Below are 22,491 nucleotides of genomic sequence, written 5' to 3'. Positions count from 1 at the left end.
GGAGCACACCCGTTGTCTTCCGAGTACGAGGCCGCTGACCTCTACTTCTCCGAGTCCGCCCGCGACGAGTCCCAGCCGGATCCGGCCGCGGCCTTCGCCTTCACGTTCCATGCCGTCGACGAGGAACTGGGGCCGGACCAGCGGTGGTCCACCTGGCTGGAGGTCGAGCGCGGCTCTCGCGGCCCCGAACCACGCCCCTCGTGGGTCGTGACGGACCAGGCCGCGATCGACACCGAGCTCGGCATCCTCAAGACCGGCAAGGAAGCCGACGTCTTCCTGCTCGAACGGGCCGTCGAAGCCATCGGCGACAACCCGGCGAAGTCCTCGCTGCTGGCCGCGAAAAGGTACCGCACCGACGAGCACCGGGCCTTCCACCGCAGTACGTCGTACGTCGAAGGCCGCCGCACCCGCAACAGCCGCGACGGCCGGGCGATGGCGAAGAAGACCACGCACGGCCGCGGCGTCGCGGCCGGCCAGTGGGCGTACGCCGAATGGGACGCCCTCAACCGCTTGTGGAAGGCCGGCGTCCCGGTGCCGTATCCCGTGCAGGTGGACGGGACCGAGCTGCTGATGGAGTTCATCGACGACGGCGAGGGCGGTGCCGCGCCCCGGCTGGCCCATGTCCGGCCGTCGAAGGAGCTGCTCGGCGTGTATTTCGAGCAGCTCCGCAACGGCATGCGTGAACTGGCCCGCGCGGGCCTCGCGCACGGCGACCTTTCGCCGTACAACGTCCTCGCGCAGGCCGAGCGGATCGTGCTGATCGACCTGCCCCAGGTCGTCGACATCGTCGGCAACCCGAAGGGCATGGACTTCCTGATGCGCGACTGCCACAACATGGCCACCTGGTTCACCGGCCGCGGGCTCGAGGTCGACGAACAGGAGCTGTTCGCCGACCTGCTCACGATGGTGTTCTGACCGCCGATGGGAGCCAGCGGCTGACCGAGATCGTGTGGCCGCGTGAATCTACAGTGTAAAGGGGTCGGGATAGTTCACAACAACCTACAAACAAAGCAACAACCCCCCAGCGGCCGGGAGCGGTTTGGAGTACCGGACGTCAGCTGAGAAAGAGGCCCACTGATCGTCATCATGTGCGCCTCGCTGCCGGATGGTCTCCGGTTGCGCGAATCGACTCGTTCGTACAAGCCGTGCAGGAATTGATGCCTCACTCTGAGGGCCCACACCTTCCAGAGAAGGGCACATTCGTGAGAAGACGCAACCGGGAACGGCGCGGCATCCGGTCCTTGTTCATCGTCATCGCGGGAATCTCGGTCCTCGCCTCGCTCGGGGTGGCTCCTGTCTGGGCCGCGGAGCCTCCCACTGTCTCGGCGGTCGAGGCGTACGAGCAGGTCAAGAAGAACGCGGTGGACGGGATCGGCGGGCAGAGGCTGGCCGGCGGAGTCACGGTCTATGATTCCGCGCCGTTCTTCTTCCACGTACGCGCTTACGGCGACAGCTATTGCCTGGACAACTTCGCCAGCGGCAACGGGGCGAACAATTCCCCGGTCGGTTTCTGGTGGTGCAACGGCGGCGCCACCGAGCAGTGGCGGTGGCGGTACTACAGTTCGACGGCCTATTACGGGTGGGAGCTCGTCAACCACGCGTCCGGACGCTGCCTCGACTATCCTTCCTCGTCCAATGACCAGCTTGGCTGGCAGTTCAACGTCTACGACTGCAAGGACGGCGGCGCGCACGGCCAGACCTTCAGGCTCTACACCAACGGTTCCAGCCTCGCGCTGGCCTCTCCGGTGAGCCCGCAGTACGCCTGCCTGGACGGGTACTCGTCGCGCTGGAAGGGGAGCGGCAGTCCGGTCGGGCTGTGGAAGTGCGATCTGAGCAGCCCGAACGACTACCAGCGCTGGTACTGAGGGCATTGCTGCGGTGTAGATCCACGTGTGCCGGCGGACTCCGCGGTCCGTCGGCGCGCGCGTGACCTCTGCGCGCAGCTCGTTCAGGCCGTGGTGAAGGTGAGTGCGCCGGGGAGGACCGCGAAGACGGATCGCAGTTCGGCCGCGAGCGCCGCGTGGGTGGGCGTCCCGGGTTTGGCGGTCCAGGTCCGCAGGGCGGCGTGGAAGGACGCGACCACCAGGTCCAAGGCCAGCCTCGGCCGTGGGTCGGCAGGGTCCAGGCCCAGTTTGCGCTGCAAGGTCGCCTCGACGGCGGCGCTGGTGCGGTCGCAGTACTGGAGCCCGTACGCGGTGATCGACGGCGTGCGCTCGGCCAGTTCCCGGCTCTGACGTACGCGGGTCACCCAGGCGCCGCCGTCGTCGAGGCGTTCGAGTGCCGCGAGCAGCGCCTCCTGCAGCATCTCCAGGACGGGCGCGTGGCCGAAGGGCAGGCGCTCGACGTCGTCCCGCAGGCCGTCCCACAGTGCCTCCAGCGGGGCGGAGGCGACCTGTTCCTTGCTGGCGAAGTTCCGGAAGAAGGTGCGTTTGGAGACCTCGACGGCGTCGCACAGCTCGTCGAGGGTCACGCCGTCGAAGCCCCGCTCGGTGAAGAGGGCGAGGGCCGTGTCGACGAGCGCGGTTCTGGTCCGGAGCTTCTTGCGTTCCCGCAGGGAGAGCGTTTCCGGCGCGGAGGGGGAGGCGGTGTCGACGGTCATCGTTCAAGTGTAATGGGAGCGCGAACGCCCTCGATAGGCTTATGCTCCTGAGTAGCACTTTGAGCTGATGTCTCATGAAGGGATCGCCATGCGCGCTCTGATCGTCGATCGTTCCGCCCCCGGTGGCCTGCGAGTGGGGGAAGTGCCCGAGCCTGTGCCCGCGGCGAACCAGGCACTGGTCCGGGTCACGGCCACCTCGTTCAACTACGGTGAGGCCAGCCACGGCATCGAGACAGCCGCCGAGGGGACGGTGCTCGGCTGGGACGCCGCCGGAGTCGTCGTCCAGGCGGCGGCGGACGGGTCGGGTCCGGCCGTGGGGACCCCCGTCGTGACCCTCGACGAGGGTGGCGGCTGGGCCGAGGTGCGCGCCGTGCGTACCGACTGGATCGGCGTGGCGCCCGAGCGCGCGGAGCCGGGCGCGCTCAGCACCATCCCGGTCGCGGCCGGCACCGCGCTGCGCGCGCTCCACCGGACCGGGCCCCTCCTGGGGCGCAGGGTCCTCGTCACCGGCGCCACCGGAGGCGTCGGCCGCTACGCCGTCCAGCTCGCCCGGCTCGGCGGCGCGCACGTGATCGCCTCCACCGGTGATCCCGCCAGGCACGGCGAGGCGCTGCGCGCTCTGGGCGCGCACGAGGTGGTGGCCGGTCCCGCCCAGGCCGGCGGCGGGCTCGACGGCGTGCTCGACATGGTGGGCGGCGCGCAACTCGTGGAGGCGTTCGATCAGCTCGGTGAGGGGGGCACGCTGGTGGCGGTCGGGCACTCCGCGGGTGAGGGCGAGAACTTCCCGTTCGGCGCCCTGTTCAGCGGGCCGGGCCGGGACGATCGCTCGATCGTCACGTTCATGCTGCTGTTCTGTGACGGGCTGGACCGGGATCTGACCTGGCTGGCCCAGCAGGTCGCGGACGGAGTGCTGAGCCCCGAGATCACGTGGCGCGGCGGCTGGAACGACGCGTCCGAGGCGGTGGGGGCTCTCCTGGAGCGCCGGCTGCACGGCAAGGCGGTGCTCGACCTCACCTGACGGTCCTGCCGTCCCCTTGGGCGGCGGTGTGACATCCGGTGTGTCACGGCTGCGGCGCTCCTGGTCAGGCTCCCGGCCGGCCGAGGATCAGGTCGGCGGTGGCGGCCAGCCGGTCCGCGCGTTCGCCCGGGAGTGCGGCGGGCCCCGAGACGTATGCGGTGTACGCCTCGAACTGCGCGGTGCCGCACAGGGTGAGGGCGAGTGTGTACGGCTCGACGCCATGCGGCAGCTCGCCGGCCTTCTGGCATTCGGCCAGGTAGTGGGCCACCTGGTCGAGCGCCAAGTGGGGGCCGGTGCCGTTCTCGCGGTTGGTCGCCTGGTAGGCGGCGAACAGCTCCTGGTCGGCGGCGGCTCCGGCCACCAGCGGCAGCGACGCCGCGTAGAAGGCGATGCCGCGCTCCAGCAGATCGATGAGCACGGTACGCATCGGCCGCTGCCCGGGCGGGGTGGCGGCGGCCTGCCAGGCCCGCAGTTCCGGGAGTTCCTGTGACAGCAGTGCGATCAGCAGGCCGATCTTGCCGCCGAAGTTCTTGGTGATGCTGCCCTCGGCGGCGTCCGCGGCGTGGGCGATCTCGCGGGTGGTGAGCCTGGCCAGGCCGCGTTCGCGCAGGAGCCGGGCGGCGGCGTCGAGGATGCGCTGTCGTGCGGGTGGAGCCATGGGGGATCTCTCCAGGTTGACAAGTGTGGTGAGTGCGCACCACAGTACTGGAGATGAAATGAGGTGCGTGCGCACCTCACTATTGTTGGAGAGCCTGTGAGTGTTTCCCCCCTCGTCAGCGCCGCCGTGCGCCCGCCGCGCGTGCTCGGATACTCGCTGATCCTGGGCCTGGTCTTCGCCGCGGCCTGGTTCGGCTTCACCGCGGTCAGGGCCCGGGACGGGCGCATGCCGATCACCGACTGGCTGGATCCGATGCTCGCCGGCTCGACGCTGCTGGTCATGCTGGGGGCGATGGCGGCCCTGATCGCCCTGTGGCCGCAGCTGCCCGCCACCCGGCTGCGCACCGCCGTCGTCACTCTGCTGATCGTCTCCGAGTGGGTGTACCTGGCCGGGGAGATCCTGTCCAACACCCTCACCGTTGGCGAACCGCCGTCCGACGTCGGCGGCCTGCTGGAGATCGCCGCCGGAGCCGCTGCCGCGGTGGCCCTGGTCATGGCTGCCGTCGCTCTGTCGGGACCGGCCTGGCGCCGGAACCGTCCGACGGCCGCGGCCGTCACCCTCGCCGCCGTGCTCCTCGCCCTCGGCATGACCTGGTGGTTCACCCACCCGATCGACCAGAGCGCCCCGGGGACGCCGTCGTGCGTCCCCGGGAACGCCCTCTACAACGCCTTCCACCGGGCGAGCTGCTGATCGCCGGGTAGGTCGCCCAGCTCGACGGAGCTCTTGACGCCGAGGGCCGTGCTCGTGGCCTTCCGTGATGTGGGCGGCCCGGCTGATGGAGGCGGTGGTGGCCGGGCGGCGCCCCGACCGGCCGGTGGTGGGCCGGCCGGGGCGGTGGTGCGTCTTGCCTGCCCACGCTGTCGAGGAGGGCCGGAGCTCGTCCTCGATCAGCGCAGGTGCCGGGCGAAGAACCCGGCCGCGTCATCCCCGGCGAACTGCGGGACGCCGGTGTGCCCGCCCATGTTGGCGTACAGCGTCTTCTCCTTGGAGCCGAAGGCGTCGAACAGGTCCAGGGCCGCCTGCCTGTCGTTCCCTTCGTCATCCCACTGCAGCAGGACATGCAGCGGAATGGTGACCTGCCGGGCCTCCTCGAACATGGTGCGCGGCACGAAACTCCCGGCGAAGAGGCCGGCGGCCACGATGCGTGGCTCGACCACCGCAAGCCGGATGCCGATGGAGATCACGCCCCCCGAGTATCCGACGGGGCCGCCGATCCCGGGCAGCGACAGGAGGGCGTCCAGGGCGGCCTGCCATTCCGGGACCGCCCTGTCGACGAGCGGGAGGACGAGGGCGTCGATGATCTCGTCGCTGACCGGCTCGCCGGCCTCCATGGCCCGGCGCAGGTCGGCGCGGGCCTGCTCGGCGCCGGCCAGGCGGGGCCGGTCACCGCTCCCGGGAAGTTCGATGGCGGCGGCGGCGAAGCCGTCCGCCACGGCGCTCCGGGCCCGCGCCACCAGCCGGGGGTACATCCTGTCCAGTCCGAGCGGGGGATGGCCGAGCAGGATCAGCGGGACCGGTGCGGGTGCGGACGGGGGCGTCCACAGGAAGCCGGGGATCTCATCGAGGGTGAACGCGCGTTCGACGACGCCGTCGTCGAGGCGCTGCTCAGAGGTGAATCGCATGGTCGTGCCCTTCGGGAGTGCTCTTGAACGGCGCTCCCGGACGACCTATCGCCCGGCCGTGACCCCGGAGGGGAGCACCCATGTCGATACGGTGTCCACGGGTACCACCTCCTCGTTGCTCTCGCACGGCCTCCAGAAAGCTAGCAGCGGCCGCCGCGGTCCGCCAACGGGTTTTCGCGAAGGCGGAGAGCCGCTCGCCAAGCACCCGGGCAACTCGAGCAGCGCGGGCGGTCTACTGCGGGCGGGTCCAGGAGTCGGCGGTGTCGGCCAGCTCGTCCAGCGCCGCCTCGACCCGGTCCTTGTCGCCGGTCGTCAGGTAGTCGATCTGCAGGCCGGCGTAGGCGGCGTTGAGCAGGGTGGCCTTGCGCAGCGCGGCCTCCTCGGGCACGCCGTGCGCGCGCAGCACGTCGGCCACGAACTCGGCGCGGTCGCCGAGCATTTTGGGCACGTACGGGCCGGACAGGCGGCCCGCGGCCGAGAGGCCCTCGATCTCGTGCAGCAGCCGGACCATCGGCAGGTCCTCGCGCAGGTGCCAGGCCCACGAGGCGCGCACCACGTCTCCCAGGCCCGGGCCGCCGCTGGTCCCGGGGCCGGGCAGGGCGCCCACGCGTCCTCTCTGGCGTTCGTCGAGGTGGGCGAGGATGGCGCTGATCAGCTCGTCCTTGCCGGCGAAGTGGTGGGTGAGCACGTAGGTGCTGTGGCCGAGCGCCTTGGCCAGCGGGCGCAGGGAGAGCTGGGCGATGCCGTGCTCGGCCAGGTAGCCGACGATCGCGTCGAGCAGCTCCTCGCGGCGCTGTGGATCGCGGGGCCTGGCCACGTCCGCCTTCCTTTCGCTGGGCAGGCGCCCAGTCTATTCGCATGACGACTGTTTTGCTCAATTAACATGACGGTCGTTATGCTAACGGCTCCTCGCCGTCGACCGCCCCCTCGGAGGTGCCCCATGCCCCCACCCGCGCCGGGACCCTGCCGTCCGCCAGGGGATTGCGGGCATCCTCGGCGGCGGGAGATCCTGGTGGCGCTGTGCGCGGCGCTCCTGGTCATGAGCGTCAGCGTGATGGCGGTGACGATCGCGCTGCCGTCCATCGCGGTGGACCTGCGCGCCACCACCTCACAACTGCAGTGGATCACCGAAGCCGCCGTCCTGACCCTGGCGTCGCTGCTGGTCGCGATGGGCGCCCTGGCCGACCGCATCGGCAGGCGGCGGGTGCTGCTGGCGGGAGTGGCCGTGTTCGCGCTGGCCTCGGTCCTGGCCGCCCTCTCCCGGACGCCGGAGCAGCTCATCGTCACCCGGGCGCTCCAGGGCGTGGGCAATGCGATGATCACCCCGGCCACGCTGGCGATCGTCCGGGCCGTCTTCCCCCGCGGGGAGCTGCCCAGGGCGCTGGCCGCCTGGGGTGTCGTCGCCAGCCTCGGCGTGGTGCTGGGGCCGCTGACGGGCGGGCTGCTCGTGGAGGGCTTCGGCTGGCGTTCGCTGTTCGTGGTCAACGTGGCCGTCCTGGCGGTCGCCGCCCTCGCCATCGCGTACGTGGTCCCGGCCGACGCCCGGCCGCGCGGGGGCGCCACCGGCCGGCTGGACGTGATCGGCGCGCTGCTGGTGTCGGGGGCGTTCGTGGCCACGGTGCACACGGTGATCGAGGCCCCGCACCGGGGGTGGCTCGGGCCGGTCGCCCTGGCGGAGGCGGCCGGGGCGGTGGCGCTGCTGGCCGCGTTCGCCGTGCGTCAGCGGCGGGCGCGGCATCCGCTGCTCGACCTGGGCATGGTGCGCGCCCGCTCGTTCTGGCCGGCCGCGCTCGCCGCCGCGACCGGGTTCTTCGTGCTGATGGGCGTGCTGTTCCTGATCACCCAGTACCTGCAGGACGTACGCGGGCACTCCCCGTCCCGGGCGGCGCTGCTCCTGCTGCCGGTCGCGGTGGCGCAGCTCGGGGTGGCGCCGCTGGTGGCCAGGGTGGTCGCACGGCGTGGTGTACGGTCCACGGCGGCGGCCGGGCTGCTGGTGCTGGCGGGCGGCGCGGCGCTGATGGCGGCCGGGATCCGATCCGGCCAGTACGCCGCCGTGATCGCGGGCCTGGCCGTGCTGGCCGCCGGCAACGCCGTCACCGTGAACGCCTGCGCCACCGCCATGCTGGGCTCGGCCCCCGCACATCGTGCCGGGTCGGCCGCGGCCGTGAACGAGACGGCGTTCAAGGTGGGCGGGAGCCTGGGCGTGGCCGTACTCGGTGGCCTGGCCGCCGCCCACCTGGCCGCCCCCCACGTGACCGCGCGGCTGCCCGCGCATCAGGCCGTGTCGATCTCCGGCGCCCTCGAGGCGGCCCGCGACCTGGGCGGGGCGGACGGCGTCCGGCTGGCCGCCGCGGCGACCGGCGCGTTCACCGACGCCTTCGCCCAGGCCGCCACCATCACCGCGATCCTCGCGGCGGCCGTCGGCGCCCTGACCGCCCTCTTCCTACGCGATCTCCCAGCCACGAAAGGACACCACGGCTCATGAACAGGATGACCGAGCACTTCACCACCGTCCGCGGCCTCCGCCTGGCCTGGTTCGACTCCCACCCCGCGACCGGCGGCGCCCGTGGTGGTGGGCCCGAGGGCGGGGCGCCGGTGGTGCTCGCCCTGCACGGGCACTTCGGCCGGGGCCGCAACTTCGCGCCGCTGGCCGCCGCCCTGGCGCCCCGCTACCGCTTGATCGCCCTGGAGCAGCGCGGCCACGGCCACAGCGATCGCGGCGACGGCGACTTCAGCCAGGACGCCTACGTGGCCGACGCCGCAGCGTTCCTGCGCGGGCTCGGCCTGGGGCCGGTCGTCGTGCTCGGCCACTCGATGGGCGGCGTCACCGCCTTCCGGCTCGCCGCCCGCCACCCCGGGCTCGTACGGGCCCTGATCGTGGAGGAGGCGGGCGCGCTCAACCGGCGGCCCGAGATCCCGCATCCCGTCCTCGACGTGACCGGCTGGCCCCGCCGCGCCCCCACCCTGGACGCCCTGCGCCGCGCCATCGAGGCCCAGGGCATCCCGGACGCGAGCTACTTCCTGGAGAGCGCCGTCGAACACCCCGACGGGTGGGGGCTGCTGTTCGACTGCGACGACATGATGGCCTCGCAGGAGGCCCTGATCGGCGACTGGTGGCCCGGCTGGCTCGGCTCCGCCTGCCCGGCCCTGCTGATCCACGGCCTGGACAGCTTCGTCCTGCCCACCGCGATGGCCCGGCAGATGGCCGAGCGCCGTCCGGGCACCGTGCTGCGCGAACTCGCCGGCTGCGGCCACTGGGTCCACGACGACGCCCCGGCCGCCTTCGCCGCCACCGTACGGGAATTCCTGGACACCGCCGCAGGCGCGTGACCGCTACCGGCGCGTCGGGGCGGACGGGGACGGGGCCAGGGCCTGGGCGCGGGCGCGTTCGATGTCGGGGACGTGGGTCTCGGCCCATTCCCGGATGGCGCGCAGGGGGATCAGCAGGGACCGGCCGAGGTCGGTGAGGGCGTACTCGACATGCGGGGGATTCGCGGGGATCTCCGTGCGGGAGATCAGGCCGTCGTACTCCATCGCGCGGAGCGTCTCGGTGAGCGCCTTCGGGGTGATGCCGCGGATGTGCGCCTTGAGCTCGGTGAAGCGCATCGGCCTGTTGTCCAGCGCGTTGACGATGAACACCGTCCAGCGCGCCCCGATCCGGTGCAGAACGGTGCGACTGGGGCAGGTCGCGGCCATGATGTCGTAGGCCTTGGCCATGCGCGGCTCCCGGTAGCGTTGTAGATACCGGTATAGAATCTATACCGTCCCGGGTTGTGTCCCATCCCGATCACACGGCCCGGCCACCGGCAGCCCGGCACCGCCGCTTCCTCGCAGCGATCACCATCGACTCGATCGGCACCGGTGTCTTCGTCCCCGTCTCGATGCTGTACTTCCTGGCCACGACGCCGCTGACGCTGGTACAGGCGGGCGCGGCGCTGACGACGGCGGGACTGCTGGCGCTCCCGGCGGGCCCGCTGGCCGGAGGGCTGGTCGACCGCTACGGCGCCAAGCCGGTCCTGCAGGCGGCGAACCTGGCCCAGGCGCTCGGCTTCGCCGGATATCTGGCCGTGGACCAGCCCTGGCAGATCGTCGTCTGCGCCTGGTTGAACAGCGCCGGGCGGGCGGTGTCCTTCAGCTGCTACGGCGTCACCATCACGGCGCTGGCCGAGCCCGGCCGGCGGGAGCGCTGGTTCGGTCTCCTCGGGTCGGTGCGCAACCTCGGCTACGCGCTCGGCGGCCTCCTGTCCGCCGTCGCGGTCGGCGTCGGCACTCCAGGCGTCTACGCCGGGATCGTGATCGTCAACGCCTCCTCCTACGTTCTCGCCTACGTCCTGACGCGCGCCGTGCCGGACGTCCGTCCCGAGGCGCGTCAGGACGCCGCCGGAGGCTGGGGGCGGGTGATCCGGGACCGGCGGTACCTGGCGCTGGTCGCGCATCAGCTGTGCTTCGCGATCTCCCTGTTCGCCCTCAACATCGCGATCCCGGTCTACGCCGTGGACGTGCTGGACCTGCCCGGCTGGACCGCCGGCACGGTCTTCACGCTCAACACGCTGATGGTCGGCTTCGGGCAAGGACTCGTCCTCCGGTGGCTGCGCGGGCGGATCCGCAGCCGCGTCCTCGCCGCCGGACACGCCTGCTTCGCGGCCGGCTACCTGCTGTTCCTCACCGCCGGCCACGTGGACGCGCTCGCCCTCGCCGTCGGCCTCGTGCTGCTCGGCGCGGCCGGTTACACCTTCGGTGAGCTCCTCGGCGGCCCCGTCACGTCGACCGTCGCCGCGGAGAGCGCCCCGGACGCTCTCCGCGGCCGGTACCTGGCCCTCCACCAGCTCGCCGTGACCGTCGCGGGAGCGCTCGCCCCGGCCGCGCTCGCCGGACTGCTGTCCGCCGGGGCGGCGGCGATCTGGCTGACCCTGGCCGGCGTGAGCGTCCTCGGAGCCGTGCTCGCCACGGCGATCGGCGGCGCGGTCCCGGCGGCGCGCACCCGCATCGGAGGCTTCTAGTCGCCTTCGGCGCTGTGGGGGCGTACCCGGCGGAGGGTGACCAGCACGAGCCCGGCGATGCCCAGCAGGACGGCGGCGCTGATGACGGTCACCACGGTCATGCCCGCCACGAACGCCTCCCGGGCGGAGACGATCAGGTTCGTGCCGAGCGGGCCCGGCAGGTCCTGGGCGAGGGCGGCGGCGGTGGCGAAGCTGTCGCGAGCCGCCGTCGCCGCCGCGTGCGGCAGGCCCTCCGGCAGCGTGATCCGCGCGCTGTAGACGGCGGCGCCGAGGGTGCCGAAGACGGCGATGCCCAGGGAGGCGCCGAGCTCGCCGCAGGTCTCCTGCATCGCGGAGGCCGACCCGGCCCGCTGCGGGGGCACCGAGCCGACGATCAGATCCGTGCTGAGCACGAGCAGCGGGTTGATGCCGATCGCGACGACGACTCCGCCGGTGACGAGCAGCGCCAGGCCGGACTGCACGCCGAGGAAGGCGAGCGAGCCGTAGCCGGCCGCGGCGAGCACGAGCCCGGCCGCGATCACGCGGGCGGGCGGATGCCGGCGCGCGATCAGTGGCGCGGCCATCGACCCCAGGATGGTGGCGGCGGCCAGCGGGATGAACCACAGCCCCGCCGTGAACGGTGACAGGCCCTCGACGAGCTGCAGGTACTGCGTGAAGTAGAACGTGAACGCGTACAGCGTCACCATGCCCAGCAGCATGCTCGTCAGCGCGCCGGTGAAGCGGCGGTCGGCGAAGAGCCGCAGATCCAGCAGCGGGCTGGCGAGCGATCTCTGGCGGCGGACGAACACCACGCCGACGGCCGCGCCCGCCGCCACGAACAGCAGGGGTACGACCTGCGGCCCGTCCTTGGCGATCTGCTTGACGCCGTGGACGACCGGCAGGATCGCGGCCAGGGACAGCGCGGCGCTGATCAGGTCCAGCCGCCCGGCCGAGGGATCGCGGTACTCCGGCAGCAGCCAGGGCCCGCAGACCAGCAGCAACAGCATCACCGGGACGCCCAGCAGGAAGACCGACCCCCACCAGAACCGCTCCAGCAGGGCGCCGCCGACCGCGGGCCCGATCGCACCGCCGAGGGAGAACGACATCAGCCAGATCGCGATGGCCATGGACCGCTGCCGGGGATCGGGGAACATGTTCGTGATGAGCGACAGCGTGGAGGGGGTGAGGGTCGCGCCGGCGAGACCGAGCAGCGCGCGGGCCACGATCAGCATCTCCGGGCTGGTCGACAGGGCGGCGAGCACGGAGGCGCCGAGGAACGCGGTCGCGCCGATGAGCAGCAGCCGCCGCCGGCCGACCCGGTCGCCCAGCGTGCCCATCGTGATCAGCACGCCGGCGATCATGAAGCCGTAGATGTCGGTGATCCACAGCAGCTCGGTGCCGGTGGCGCCCAGGTCCGCGCCGAGCTGGGGGAGGGCCATGTAGAGGACGGTCATGTCGAGCGCGAGCAGGATCGTCGGCAGCGCGAGCACGGCCAGCCCGATCCAGGCGCGCGTGCCGGCCCGCGCGGAGGGTTGTGCGTGTGTCAGCATGCCGCCACGGTGCAGGAGGCCGGTTGTGATCCAGTTCTGAACGGGTTCCGGCCGTGGCGGCTAGCGTGTCGGTATGCGGTTTGGGGTGCTCGGCCCGCTGGAGGTGCGGACCGACGACGACGTGCCGGTCAAGGTGCCGGAGTCGAAGGTGCGGCTGCTGCTGGCGATCCTGCTGAGCCACGACGGCCGGCCGGTGCCGGTGGACGCGCTCGCCGAGCACCTGTGGGGCCCCGCACAGCCCAAGGACCCCGCCGCGGTGCTGCGTACGAAGGTGGCGCAGTTGCGGCGGGCACTCGAGAGCGCCGAGCCGGGCGGCCGGGACCTGGTGGAGTGGCGCGCCGGCGGCTACGCGCTGCGGGCCGCCGCCGGCGCGGTCGACGCCCGCGCGTTCGCGGCGCTGGCCGCGCGGGCGCGAGCGGGCGCGGACCCGCAGGCCAGGGCGGCGCTGCTGGCGGACGCGCTGGAGCTGTGGCGGGGCGAGCCGTACGCCGGCTTCTCCGCCGAGCCGTGCCTGCAGGGCGCGATCGCCCAGCTCGCCGAGCAGCGGCTGACCGCGATCGAGGAGCGCGCCGAGGCCGAACTGGAGCTGGGCCGGCCCGCGGAAGTCCTGGACGAGCTGGCCGAGCAGGTCCGGCGGCACCCGCTGCGCGAGCGGCTGCGCGCCTGCCACATGCGCGCGCTCTACCAGGCCGGGCGGCAGGGGGAGGCCCTGGCCGACTACCACGACCTGCGCGTACGGCTCGCCGGCGAGCTCGGCGTCGACCCGTCACCCGCCGTGGCCGCCGTCCACCAGGCGATCCTCCGCCAGGACGCCATGCTCGAGCCGGCCCGACCCCGCACGGAGCTGCCGGTTCCGCTCACCGAGCTGATCGGCAGGGACGAGGAGATCACGCGGGTCGCGGAGCTCGTCCACGCCGGCCGGCTGGTGACCCTCACCGGGCCGGGCGGCGTGGGCAAGACGCGGCTGGCGGTCGCCGTCGCCGACCGGCTGGCCGCGGCCTTCCCCGGCGGGGTCCACCTGGTCGAGCTCGCGGCGCTGGACCATCCCGCGCACACCGGCGCGCCGCCCGCGCCCGCCGACGTGGCCACCCTCATCGCCACCACGCTCGGGCTCACCGGGGCCACGGGTCCCGGTTCGCGTGGGCAGCCCGTCCCGCCCGCGGACCGGATCGTCACGGCCGTACGCGAGCGCCGGACGCTGCTGGTGCTCGACAACTGCGAGCATGTGGTCGAACCGGTCGCCGAGATCGCCGGGCGGCTGCTGGCCGGCGCGCCCGGGCTGCGCGTCCTGGCCACCGGCCGGGAGCCGCTGGGCCTCTCCGGCGAGCGGCTGCACGTGGTGGCCCCGCTGGCCGTGCCGGAGCGGGACGCACCCCTCGCCGGCATCGCCGCCGCCGACGCGGTGCGGCTGTTCGCCGCCCGTGCCGCGGCCGCCGGCGGGTTCGTCCTGGACGAGACCACCGCCCCGGCCGCCGCCGCGATCTGCCGCCGACTGGACGGCCTCCCGCTGGCGCTGGAGCTGGCCGCCGCCCGCGTCCGGTCGCTCGGCGTGGCGGAGGTCGCCCGGCGGCTCGACAGCCGCTTCCGGCTGCTGACCCAGGGGCGGCGCGACGCGCCCGCGCGGCAGCGGACCCTCCGCGCGGTGATCGACTGGAGCTGGGAGCTGCTGACCGAACCCGAACGGGTCGCGCTGTGCCGGCTCGCCCTGCATCCCGGCGGCTGCACCCTCGACGCGGCCGAGGCGGTGTGCGCGACCGGCGGCATCGCCGGTGAGGAGGTGATGGACGTGCTGGCCAGGCTGGTGGACCGGTCACTGCTGGTCGTGGCCGGCCACCGCTACCGGCTGGCGGACTCGGTCGCCGCCTACTGCGTCGAACGGCTCACCGAGTCCGGCGACCTGGCCGCCGCCCGCACCCGTCACGCCGCCTACTACACCGAGCTCGCCGAACGCGCCGACGCGCACGTACGCGGCCCCGACCAGGAGCGATGGCTGGCGCTGCTGGACGCCGAGACCGTCAACCTGCGGGGCGTGCTCGACGACGCGGTCCAGAGCGGCGACGGCGCGGCGGCACTGCGGCTGGCCACCGCGCTCGCCTGGTACTGGATGCTCCGGGGCCGGCTGGAAGAGGCGCACCGCGCCTTCACCCACGCGCTGCCGCTCGCCTCCACCGGGACCGGCAGGGCCTGGCACGCCGCCCTGTCGGTGATGACCGGCCACGACGCCGCGACGACGATCGGTGACCCGCCGCCCACCGACGAGCCGATGGCGCTGTGGGTGCTCGGCTCCAGCCTGTTCGGGAGCGGTGACCTGCCCGGGAGCGAGCGGCTGACCCGGCGGGCGCTGGCCGCGTTCGAGGCCCGCGGCGACGAGTGGGGCGCCGCCGCGGCCCGCAACACGCTGGCCTGGCACCACCTGGCCCGTGGACGGAGCGCCGCCGCCGAAGGCGAGGCGCGGCTCAGCCTGGCGGCCTTCGACCGGCTCGGCGACCCCTGGGGGCAGATGCTGGCCGTCGAGAGCCTGGCCGCGGCGGCCGAGGCCACCGGGCACTACCGGCGGGCCGCCGGCCTGTACGAGCGCAGCCTCGGCATCGCCGAGCGGCTCGGTCTGGCCGCCGAGATCCCGTTCAAGCTGTGCGGGCTGGCCGACGTCCACCTGTCCACGGGCGAGCACGAACAGGCCGGCCGGCTCTACGAACGGGCCAGGCGGCTGGCGGCCCGCGAGTCGGTCAGGCTGGCCGAGACGTACGCCCTGATCGGGCTGGGCCGGGTCGCCCGCCTGGCCGGCCGCCTCGAAGCCGCCGACGAGCACCTGCGCGCGGTGCTCGAACGACACCGGCGGCACGGCCACGAGCCGGGCATCGCGGCGGCGGCCATGACGGAGCTCGCCCTCACGACCCACGCGCGCGGGCACGCCGAGGACGCCCTCGCGCTGCACGACCAGGCGTGCCGCGCCGCGCGGGCCGGCGGCGACCCGCGAACGCTCGCCCGGGCCCTGGAGGGCCGGGCCGGGACGCTCGCGCACCTGGGGGATCACCGCGCCGCCGCCCGGCTGCTCGGCCGCGCCGCCGAGGTCAGGGCCGCCGTGCCCCTGTCACCCGCCGACCGCGAAGCCGTCGAGCGGACCACGGCGGTCGTACGTGCCGCGCTGGGGCCTGCCACGTCCTGATGACGAACGCCCGGCTCCAGGCGTCAGGAGACCTTCCACGTCACGGGCTCGGCTCCCTCGGCGGTGGGGGAGAACGTGACGGTGACCGGCCTGTCGCCCCGGCTGACGAGGTAGACGCCGCACTGCCGGACGCTCTTGCCGGGCTTCACCATGCCGTAGGGCACGGAGGATTCGCACCCCTTGGGGCCGTTGCTGCCGATCGCGATGAGCGTGAGCCTGGGCACGGTGCCGCCGCTCTCGGTGCGCAGGACGACCGCCTTGTCCATGCCGGGGTACAGCTTGGACGTGCCGTTGTTGCGGTACTCCAGCGTGACGAAGTACGCCGTGGCGGCCTTCTGCCGGGCGTTCAGGTTGTAGCCGGCGAGCGCGCCGGCGCCGGCTCTGCGCACGCTCTTCGGTGTGACGGTCAGCGGCACGTCCCTGCCCCGCGTGTCCTTCCACGTCACCTCGACCGGCTTGCCGGCGGGCAGCACGCCGCCGCCCAGGTCGCCGCCCTCGACCTTCCAGATCCGGGTGCCGGACTCGTCGGCGTAGGAGACGGCGGCGGGCTTGGCGTCCTGGGGGAGCATGACGACCCGGCACTCGGTCGCCGCCTGGCCGGCCGTCAAGGTGCTGGGGGCCTTCGTGCGGTTGCACGTCTCCAGCGGGCCGGCGCCGGGTGAGGCCAGGGGGTTGCCGGCGAAGAACGAGACCGGCCGGCCGGCGGTGCCGTCGGCGAGGGCCAGGCGGAAGTTCCTGACCGCCTGAGCGCTCTTGACGGTGCCGGATCCGGTGTTGGTGATCGACACGGTGAGATAGTGCGGCACCATCCCCTGTAGGTCGTCGTCGAGCCGCACGTCCTTGAGGTCGTCGGCCGAGCCGCGCTTGAGCCCGGTCGGGTGGAGCGTCAGCTTGTGCGCCTTGTCGTCCGGGTCGGTGTAGCCGGCTCGCCGCGGTGTGGTGTCGAGCGTCAGCGGCGTCCCGGCGGAGGCGGCCTTGCCCGTCTCCGGCTTGCCGCCGCTGGTGGTCCCGCTGGTGCCCTCGCTGGTGGCGGGGCCCCCGCAACCAGCGAGGAGCAGGGCGAGAACGCCCGCTCCGGCGATGGCGCTGGTCCGTCGGCTGACGCGCTGCACTGTAACTCCCGTCACGCTGGTGGTCCTTCGCGACTCCCGTCGCATCGGAACCACCCTAAACGCCGCACAGGAGCGGGTGGCGGTCCGCACGCGATGCGCGAGGTCGGACACCGGGTGCCGTGCCGGGCCGACGGCGGCCCGGCACCTTCACACCGTCGTGCCGCCTAGCCTTGCGGCTGCTCCGCCGGGCAGCGGGTGCCCTTCGCGGGGACGGTCCGCGAGATCAGATAGTTGTCCATGGCCACCGTCGTGCACTCGGACCTGCCGTAGACCCCGTGGCCCCAGCCCTCGTACGTGAGCAGGGTGGCCTTGGGGCCGAGCTGCCGGGCCACGTTGGCCGACCACTCGTACGGCGTGGAAGGGTCGTGCACGGTGGTGGTCACCAGCAGCGGGGCGCTGCCCCGGTACCGCAGCGGGTGCTGCGGGTTGTTGACCGGGTGACCCTGGCAGATCGGCATGTCGCCCATCGGCATCGGGTTGTACCGCATGTCCGGCGCCACCGCGTTGGAGGCGCGCATCACATCGGCGTACTCGCGGTAGCCCCGCAGCGTCAGGTTCCAGTCCGAGCACAGGATCGCGGTGGGCAGCTCGGCGTGCTTGCCGTTCACGGGCCAGTTGCCGGGAGGGCCGGGCATGTCGTCCGGCACCGGACCGCCGTCCAGCGCGCGCAGCACCTCGGCCTCCAGCCGCCAGGCGGGCCCCTCGTTGAGGATCACGCCGAGCCACAGCAGGTTGTGGCCCTTCACCGGACGGCCGTCGCCCGGCCACAGCAGCTCGCCGCGGTCGGCCTTTTCGAGCAGTTTCTTCCACAGCGCCCGGACGTCGCGACCGTGCAGGACGCACTCGCTGTCGCGCTCGCACCAGGCGGCGAACTCGTCGAAGCTGTCCTGAACGGCGGCCGCCTCGCTGACCTGGAACGCCTTGGCGTCCAGGCTGTGGTCCATGTTGCTGTCCAGCACCATGGCGCGGACGCGGTGAGGGAACAGCTCGGCGTACATCTGCTGGGCCAGCGTCCCGTAGGAGACGCCGTACGAGGTCAGCTTGTCGTCGCCGAGCGCGGCGCGGATGGCGTCCATGTCCCGGGCCACGTTGACCGAGTCGAGGTGGTCGTACACGGGGCCGGTGAGCTTGCGGCAGTCGGAGCGCAGCCGCGCGTCGAACAGGAACCACTTGAGGTAGTCGGCCTGGCTGGTCATGACCGGGTACGGCATCTTGTTGTACACCGAGGCCGAGCACGTCACCGAGCCGCTGCGGGCGACGCCGCGAGGGTCGAAGCTGACGATGTCGAAGCGCCGCTGGATGTCCTCGCTGAAGCCGGACGGCCGCAGGATGCCGTTCACGCCGGAGTTGCCGGGACCGCCCGGGTTGCTCAGCAGGGAACCGATCCGCGCGGACGGGTCGGTGGCCTTGCGGCGGGCCAGGGCCAGCTTGACCGTGGGCCCAGAGGGCTTCGACCAGTCGACGGGCACGGTCAGCGTGCCGCACTCGACCGTGGGTTCCTCCTCGCACGGCCCCCAGGTGATGCCGCGCTTGCCGACGGCATCCGTGACGTCCCGCCCGGTCACCGCCGCGCCGGCCGTCCCCGCCATCGGGACAGTTAACAGCGTCGTCATCATCATGAGGGCGGTGGCGAGCAGGGGAGTTCTTCTCAGCACATTGCTCCTATTCTCGATCGGCGCGTCGACCGGCACGCGGAGCTGCTCGCACGGCACATGATCGGCCCTGACCTCGCCGTACCGTCGCGCCTCAGTGACCCGTGGCGGGGCCGTTGACACGCCTCTCTTCGATCATGACTCTCGAATCTAACAGGCAACCGCCGCATCGTGGGCAGATCCCTCGCATTGGGACGAATATGGCGCAAAAGGTGGGCTGGGCGGCGCGGCGGGTGCGAGCAGGCCTATTGTTCGGCATGCGCCCAGGCAGCGTTCGCACAAGGCGCACCACCGTCGCGGCGGCACGGGTATGGACGGCTTGATGCCGTTCCCGCCGCAAGGAGCAGTGTGATGCCCAGGACGACCTCGGACCTCATCGTGGAACGGCTCCTGGAATGGGGGCGTCGACACCTGCTTCGGGATCTGCGGCGATGCCGTCAACGGGTTCTTCGAGGCTCTGCGCACCCACCCGCAGATGCGGTTCGTCCACGTGCGGCATGAGGAGTACGCCGCGATGGCGGCGGTCGGGTACGCCAAGTTCACCGGCCGCCCGGCCGCCTGCGTGGCCACGTCGGGGCCGGGCGCGCTGCATCTGATGAACGGCCTGTACGACGCGAAGATCGACGGCGCGCCGGTGCTGGCGATCACCGGCATGACCTACCACGACCTGGTCGGCACGCATTTCCTCCAGGACGTCGACAACGACAAGGTGCTGGAGCCGGCCTGCGTGTTCAGCGAGCGGGTGATGGGTCCGGCGCACGCGGTCGCGGTGACCGACCGCGCGGTGCGGGCCGCGCTCCAGCGCCGCGCGCCCGCGCACCTGACGATCCCCATCGACATCCAGTCCTGGACCGAGGAGCAGGACACGGTGTCGGAGAAGAACGTCCCCGGCCACACCTCCACCGCCCGCCAGCGTCAGGTCCAGGTGCCGCCCGAGGACGACATCATGCGCGCGGCGGAGCTGCTCAACTCCTGCGCCCGCGTCGCCGTCCTGGCCGGGGCGGGCGCCCGGTTCGGCGCCGGGGAGCTGGTGGAGCAGGTCGCCGAGACGCTGGGCGCGCCGATCGCCAAGGCGGGGCTCGGCAAGGACGCCGTTCCCGACGACAGCCCGTGGTGCACCGGCGGCATCGGCTTCATCGGCACCCGCGCCTCCCAATGGGCGATGGAGAACTGCGACGGCTTCCTCATCGTGGGCAGCAGCACGCCGTTCTACGACTTCTGGCCCGAGCCCGGCCAGGCGCGGGCGGTGCAGATCGACGTGGCCGGGGACCGGATCGGCATGCGTTACCCGGTCGAGGTCGGGCTGTGCGGCGACGCCGGGGCCACGCTGGCCCGGCTCCTGCCCATGCTGCGGGTGCGCCAGGACCGCTCGTTCGCCGAACGGGCCCGCGAGCTCTACGACAAGTGGTGGCGGCTCCAGCAGCGACGCGCCGCCGACCCCGCGGTGCCGATGAAGCCGCAGGCGGTGACCTGCGCGCTCAGCGAGCTCATCCCCGACGGGACGATCCTCACCGGGGACGCGGGGACGGTCAGCTCCTGGGGGTCGCGGGTGATGCTGCGCCGTGGCATGCAGTTCTCGTTCTCCGGCACGTTGTGCTCGATGGGCTCGGCCCTGCCGTACGCGGTCGGCGCCCAGATCGCCTACCCGGACCGGCCCGTGATCGCGGTCGTCGGCGACGGCGGCCTGACGATGTGCCTGGGGGAACTGGCCACGCTCGCGCAGCACCGGCTTCCCGTCAAGGTGATCGTCCTGCGCAACGACACGCTCGGCCTGGAAGTCTGGGAGCAGAACGCGTACCTGGGCAATCCGCAGTACGCCTGCGACCTGTCACCCGTCGACTTCGTCAAGATCGCCGAGGGCTGCGGGCTGACGGGGTTCCACGTCGCGGAAGGCGGCCGGGTGCGTGACGTGCTCGCGCAGGCCCTCGCCCACGACGGGCCGGCGCTCGTGGAGTGCCTGGTGGACCCGTACGAGCCGCCGTTCGGGGAGACGGTCAAACCGTCCCAGGTCGCCAAACTGGTCCAGGCGTACGCGCGGGGCGAGAAGGCCGCCGCCCCCATGGCCGCCAACCTGCTGGCCCCGGGCCGTCCCGCCCTCTCCCCGGGCGTCGCCCGGCACGGCGACGACCTCGGCGCGTACACCCGCCCCTGACCAGCCCGCCGGCCGGTTCGAGGGTTACCAGGCCGCGTGGATCTCCGGGAGGAATCCCAGGGCGCCGGGGGACGCGGGGCGGATCAAGGGGGTGATCCGCCCGTCGTCGACCCTGCTCAGCGGCTCTGCGGTCCCCGCGAGCAGCAGATGCTTGCCCGTGCCGTCGTAACGGATCAGGTTCCAGCGCGCGCCCACGTCGCCGTCGTGGCTCCTGTCCAGCAGGGTGCGAATCTTGCGCCCGTCCGGGACGGAGTACTCGTCAAGGGTGTAGCGATGCGGTCGTGGCCCGTCGGACAGCCGGATGTGGCCGATCAGCATGCTGCGTCCGTCCGGGCTGATCGCCGAGGCGGTGGCGTCGTTCCCCGGGGCTATGACCTGGCTGGCCGCGAGGGTGGTCCCGGAGGCGGCCGTGTCCAGGACCCGGGCCTCGGACTTGACCACCAGGCCGAGCGTGCGGCGATCGGCCGCCCAGGAGAGGCTCTGGATCTGCTCTGCGTTGGTCGTCCAGGTTCGCAGGGTTCCCGTGGGCAGATCGACGACCGTGAGCCGGGCCCCGGGGCAGAAGCGCAAGGTTTTCCCTTGACCGCACACCTTGCCGTCGAGGCTGTAGGCGAGTCGAGTGCCGTCACTGGTAACGGCGAGGGAGCTCGCTGTTGTACCGATCACCTTGGGGATCGCGTCGGGAACCAACTCGGCTGCTTTGCCTTGTTCGTCGACCCGAGCCCGGTGAAACGTCGTGCTGCTTACCTGAGTTTCGCGGGATCGCACGCTCTGGGCGATGTAGAAGGTCTTGCCGTCACCGGCGCCCGCGAGCAGGTATCCGCCGGGCTGCCGGAAGCTGCCCTCCGGGGTTGGGGGCAGTTCGAGTCGACTCGTCACCTTCCCGGTGCGGGCGTCGTGAACCGTCACGCCGTCATTGCCGGCGATCAGCAGGAAACGCGGACCACCGAGGGTTTGCGTTGCGGGCCTGGTTGGGGTCGTTCCGCCTGTTCCGGCCACTATGGCGGCGACTGTGCCGATGACCACGACGACGAGCGCGGCCGCGAGCGGGATCGCCAGGGCGAACCGGCGCGTGGGAACGACGGTCTTTGTTCGCGCCGCCTTTTCGGCAGGGCGCAAGCTCTCCGGGCGGATCTGCTCGGCGTCGGCGGTGAGGGCATCCCGGAGCTGTTCTTCGAGCCAGGACGTCATCGGTTTCCCTCCAGTTTGACGGTGAGTGTCTTCAGGGCTCGAAAGACGGTCGATTTCACCGTGCCACGGCTGATTCCCATGGCTTCGGCGATTTCTGCCTCGGACAGGTCGAGGTAGTAACGCAACACCACGGCTTCTCGCTGGCGGCGGGGTAAGGCGCGTACGGCCTCGGACACTTCCCGGCGCGTCTCTCCGAGCAGCGTGGCAGCCTCCGCCGACCGAGCTGGCGTCTGCCTATCGCCGGTGAACCTGCTCGTGATGGACCGGCGCCGGTGGACCATGCGGCATCCGTTCACCACACTCGCCCGCAGATAGGGAAGGACACGATCATGGTGGGTCAACCGGCTCCATCGGCGGTGCAGCGCCGTGAAGGCGTCCTGGACGACGTCCTCGGCCGTCTCTTGATCGCCCACCAGCAGGAACGCCAACCGGACCAGGCCCAGCCGTTCAGTCAGGAACAGGTCGGCCACAGCAGGCGGCACTCCCTGCGGCGGCGGTGCCGAATCCTCCACCGCTCGTTGAATCGCGAATCGCATACCTCTTCCATGCCTGCTCGCTGTGCAGGTTGCCTGGTGAGACGAAGGTCACACTGCCGAGAGGCGGTTCACCGCCTCGACCACGGGCGCCGCGCCGTCCTCCGCCGGGACCCGGGCCGCGAGGGCGTGGGCCCGGCGCCGGTAGGCCGGGCCGGTGACCGCTGCCGCAGGGGTGGGCGACGGCGGCCACCTGGGGGAACAGCCGGTCGTGCGGCACGTCACCGACCGCCCGGCCCTGCCCTCCGAGGTGCTCGCC

Annotated in this window: 19 protein-coding genes and 1 pseudogene; 10 read left to right on the top strand and 10 right to left on the bottom strand. The window is 72.5% G+C overall.

Features of this window, described 5'->3' with window-relative positions; translation table 11 throughout:
* Positions 1–12 precede the first annotated feature (12 nt).
* Positions 13–915 (top strand): serine protein kinase RIO, encoded by a 903-nt coding sequence (locus ACWDXC_RS32630; protein ID WP_449988277.1) that lies wholly within the window; start codon positions 13–15, stop codon positions 913–915.
* A 326-nt stretch (positions 916–1,241) separates the two neighbouring features.
* Positions 1,242–1,865: an RICIN domain-containing protein gene (locus ACWDXC_RS32625; protein ID WP_449988274.1), complete on the top strand. Its 624-nt coding sequence runs from the start codon at positions 1,242–1,244 to the stop codon at positions 1,863–1,865.
* A gap of 83 nt (positions 1,866–1,948) precedes the next feature.
* Here the strand turns inward: ACWDXC_RS32625 and ACWDXC_RS32620 are convergent, their stop codons facing one another.
* The gene (locus ACWDXC_RS32620) at positions 1,949–2,599 is read right to left on the bottom strand and encodes a TetR family transcriptional regulator (RefSeq protein ID WP_449988271.1); all 651 of its coding nucleotides are present in this window, start codon (positions 2,597–2,599) and stop codon (positions 1,949–1,951) included.
* Between the two features lie 142 nt (positions 2,600–2,741).
* On the opposite strand from ACWDXC_RS32620, the gene ACWDXC_RS32615 reads away from it, so the two are divergent.
* On the top strand, positions 2,742–3,617 hold the full coding sequence (locus tag ACWDXC_RS32615) for a zinc-binding dehydrogenase (RefSeq protein WP_449988270.1): 876 nt from the start codon (positions 2,742–2,744) through the stop codon (positions 3,615–3,617).
* A gap of 64 nt (positions 3,618–3,681) precedes the next feature.
* Here ACWDXC_RS32615 and ACWDXC_RS32610 read toward each other — a convergent pair whose 3' ends face one another.
* Positions 3,682–4,275 carry a TetR/AcrR family transcriptional regulator gene (locus ACWDXC_RS32610; RefSeq protein WP_449988267.1) on the bottom strand — a complete coding sequence of 198 codons (594 nt, stop codon included), beginning with the start codon at positions 4,273–4,275 and terminating at the stop codon, positions 3,682–3,684.
* A 96-nt stretch (positions 4,276–4,371) separates the two neighbouring features.
* Between ACWDXC_RS32610 and ACWDXC_RS32605 the strand changes: the two genes are divergently transcribed.
* Positions 4,372–4,965, top strand: a complete 594-nt coding sequence (locus ACWDXC_RS32605) for a hypothetical protein (RefSeq protein ID WP_449988245.1) — start codon at positions 4,372–4,374, stop codon at positions 4,963–4,965.
* Positions 4,966–5,162: 197 nt separating this feature from the next.
* On the opposite strand, the gene ACWDXC_RS32600 is transcribed toward ACWDXC_RS32605, so the two are convergent.
* Positions 5,163–5,897, bottom strand: coding sequence for an alpha/beta hydrolase (locus tag ACWDXC_RS32600; protein ID WP_449988242.1), 735 nt, complete (start codon positions 5,895–5,897; stop codon positions 5,163–5,165).
* Positions 5,898–6,129: 232 nt separating this feature from the next.
* The gene (locus ACWDXC_RS32595) at positions 6,130–6,714 is read right to left on the bottom strand and encodes a TetR/AcrR family transcriptional regulator (protein ID WP_449988239.1); all 585 of its coding nucleotides are present in this window, start codon (positions 6,712–6,714) and stop codon (positions 6,130–6,132) included.
* Between the two features lie 66 nt (positions 6,715–6,780).
* Here ACWDXC_RS32595 and ACWDXC_RS32590 point away from each other — a divergent pair, with 66 nt between their 5' ends.
* Complete coding sequence (locus ACWDXC_RS32590) at positions 6,781–8,382, top strand: MFS transporter (RefSeq protein WP_449988236.1); 1,602 nt, start codon at positions 6,781–6,783, stop codon at positions 8,380–8,382.
* Positions 8,379–9,227: an alpha/beta fold hydrolase gene (locus ACWDXC_RS32585; protein WP_449988233.1), complete on the top strand. Its 849-nt coding sequence runs from the start codon at positions 8,379–8,381 to the stop codon at positions 9,225–9,227. Before ACWDXC_RS32590 ends, ACWDXC_RS32585 begins: the two co-directional genes overlap by 4 nt.
* A gap of 3 nt (positions 9,228–9,230) precedes the next feature.
* Here the strand turns inward: ACWDXC_RS32585 and ACWDXC_RS32580 are convergent, their stop codons facing one another.
* Positions 9,231–9,614: a winged helix-turn-helix transcriptional regulator gene (locus ACWDXC_RS32580; RefSeq protein ID WP_449988230.1), complete on the bottom strand. Its 384-nt coding sequence runs from the start codon at positions 9,612–9,614 to the stop codon at positions 9,231–9,233.
* Positions 9,615–9,670: 56 nt separating this feature from the next.
* On the opposite strand from ACWDXC_RS32580, the gene ACWDXC_RS32575 reads away from it, so the two are divergent.
* Entirely contained in the window at positions 9,671–10,897 is a 1,227-nt protein-coding gene (locus ACWDXC_RS32575) for an MFS transporter (RefSeq protein ID WP_449988227.1), read from the top strand.
* Here the strand turns inward: ACWDXC_RS32575 and ACWDXC_RS32570 are convergent.
* Positions 10,894–12,426, bottom strand: a complete 1,533-nt coding sequence (locus ACWDXC_RS32570; protein ID WP_449988224.1) for an MFS transporter — start codon at positions 12,424–12,426, stop codon at positions 10,894–10,896. The two genes, ACWDXC_RS32575 and ACWDXC_RS32570, sit on opposite strands and share 4 nt — an antisense overlap.
* A 73-nt stretch (positions 12,427–12,499) precedes the next feature.
* Here ACWDXC_RS32570 and ACWDXC_RS32565 point away from each other — a divergent pair, with 73 nt between their 5' ends.
* On the top strand, positions 12,500–15,592 hold the full coding sequence (locus tag ACWDXC_RS32565; protein ID WP_449988221.1) for an AfsR/SARP family transcriptional regulator: 3,093 nt from the start codon (positions 12,500–12,502) through the stop codon (positions 15,590–15,592).
* 23 nt (positions 15,593–15,615) lie between these two features.
* Here ACWDXC_RS32565 and ACWDXC_RS32560 read toward each other — a convergent pair whose 3' ends face one another.
* Together ACWDXC_RS32560 and ACWDXC_RS32555 are read right to left on the bottom strand one after the other, a co-directional pair.
* Complete coding sequence (locus tag ACWDXC_RS32560; protein WP_449988220.1) at positions 15,616–16,719, bottom strand: hypothetical protein; 1,104 nt, start codon at positions 16,717–16,719, stop codon at positions 15,616–15,618.
* Positions 16,720–16,868: 149 nt separating this feature from the next.
* Positions 16,869–18,359 (bottom strand): alpha/beta fold hydrolase, encoded by a 1,491-nt coding sequence (locus ACWDXC_RS32555; RefSeq protein WP_449988217.1) that lies wholly within the window; start codon positions 18,357–18,359, stop codon positions 16,869–16,871.
* A gap of 409 nt (positions 18,360–18,768) precedes the next feature.
* Between ACWDXC_RS32555 and ACWDXC_RS32550 the strand changes: the two are divergent.
* Together ACWDXC_RS32550 and ACWDXC_RS32545 are read left to right on the top strand one after the other, a co-directional pair.
* Positions 18,769–19,047 (top strand): annotated as a pseudogene (locus tag ACWDXC_RS32550) (thiamine pyrophosphate-binding protein); the annotation flags it as partial.
* 54 nt (positions 19,048–19,101) lie between these two features.
* Complete coding sequence (locus ACWDXC_RS32545) at positions 19,102–20,508, top strand: thiamine pyrophosphate-dependent enzyme (RefSeq protein WP_449988714.1); 1,407 nt, start codon at positions 19,102–19,104, stop codon at positions 20,506–20,508.
* A gap of 24 nt (positions 20,509–20,532) precedes the next feature.
* Here the strand turns inward: ACWDXC_RS32545 and ACWDXC_RS32540 are convergent, their stop codons facing one another.
* Together ACWDXC_RS32540 and ACWDXC_RS32535 are read right to left on the bottom strand one after the other, a co-directional pair.
* Positions 20,533–21,699 (bottom strand): hypothetical protein, encoded by a 1,167-nt coding sequence (locus ACWDXC_RS32540; RefSeq protein WP_449988215.1) that lies wholly within the window; start codon positions 21,697–21,699, stop codon positions 20,533–20,535.
* Entirely contained in the window at positions 21,696–22,169 is a 474-nt protein-coding gene (locus ACWDXC_RS32535; RefSeq protein WP_449988212.1) for a SigE family RNA polymerase sigma factor, read from the bottom strand. Before ACWDXC_RS32535 ends, ACWDXC_RS32540 begins: the two co-directional genes overlap by 4 nt.
* Positions 22,170–22,491 lie beyond the last annotated feature (322 nt).

The organism is Nonomuraea sp. NPDC003214, assembly GCF_053590035.1.
The sequence above is the reverse complement of the archived record's forward strand: the minus strand, read 5'-3'. Positions and strand labels throughout refer to the sequence as shown.

What these genes read in the sequence shown, in the direction of transcription:
- ACWDXC_RS32620 (WP_449988271.1), bottom strand. Translation starts at nt 2,599, where the DNA reads ATGACCGTCGACACCGCCTCCCCCTCCGCGCCGGAAACGCTCTCCCTG.
- ACWDXC_RS32610 (WP_449988267.1), bottom strand. Translation starts at nt 4,275, where the DNA reads ATGGCTCCACCCGCACGACAGCGCATCCTCGACGCCGCCGCCCGGCTC.
- ACWDXC_RS32600 (WP_449988242.1), bottom strand. Translation starts at nt 5,897, where the DNA reads ATGCGATTCACCTCTGAGCAGCGCCTCGACGACGGCGTCGTCGAACGC.
- ACWDXC_RS32590 (WP_449988236.1), top strand. Translation starts at nt 6,781, where the DNA reads ATGACGGTCGTTATGCTAACGGCTCCTCGCCGTCGACCGCCCCCTCGG.
- ACWDXC_RS32585 (WP_449988233.1), top strand. Translation starts at nt 8,379, where the DNA reads ATGAACAGGATGACCGAGCACTTCACCACCGTCCGCGGCCTCCGCCTG.
- ACWDXC_RS32580 (WP_449988230.1), bottom strand. Translation starts at nt 9,614, where the DNA reads ATGGCCAAGGCCTACGACATCATGGCCGCGACCTGCCCCAGTCGCACC.
- ACWDXC_RS32570 (WP_449988224.1), bottom strand. Translation starts at nt 12,426, where the DNA reads ATGCTGACACACGCACAACCCTCCGCGCGGGCCGGCACGCGCGCCTGG.
- ACWDXC_RS32565 (WP_449988221.1), top strand. Translation starts at nt 12,500, where the DNA reads ATGCGGTTTGGGGTGCTCGGCCCGCTGGAGGTGCGGACCGACGACGAC.
- ACWDXC_RS32545 (WP_449988714.1), top strand. Translation starts at nt 19,102, where the DNA reads ATGGGTCCGGCGCACGCGGTCGCGGTGACCGACCGCGCGGTGCGGGCC.
- ACWDXC_RS32540 (WP_449988215.1), bottom strand. Translation starts at nt 21,699, where the DNA reads ATGACGTCCTGGCTCGAAGAACAGCTCCGGGATGCCCTCACCGCCGAC.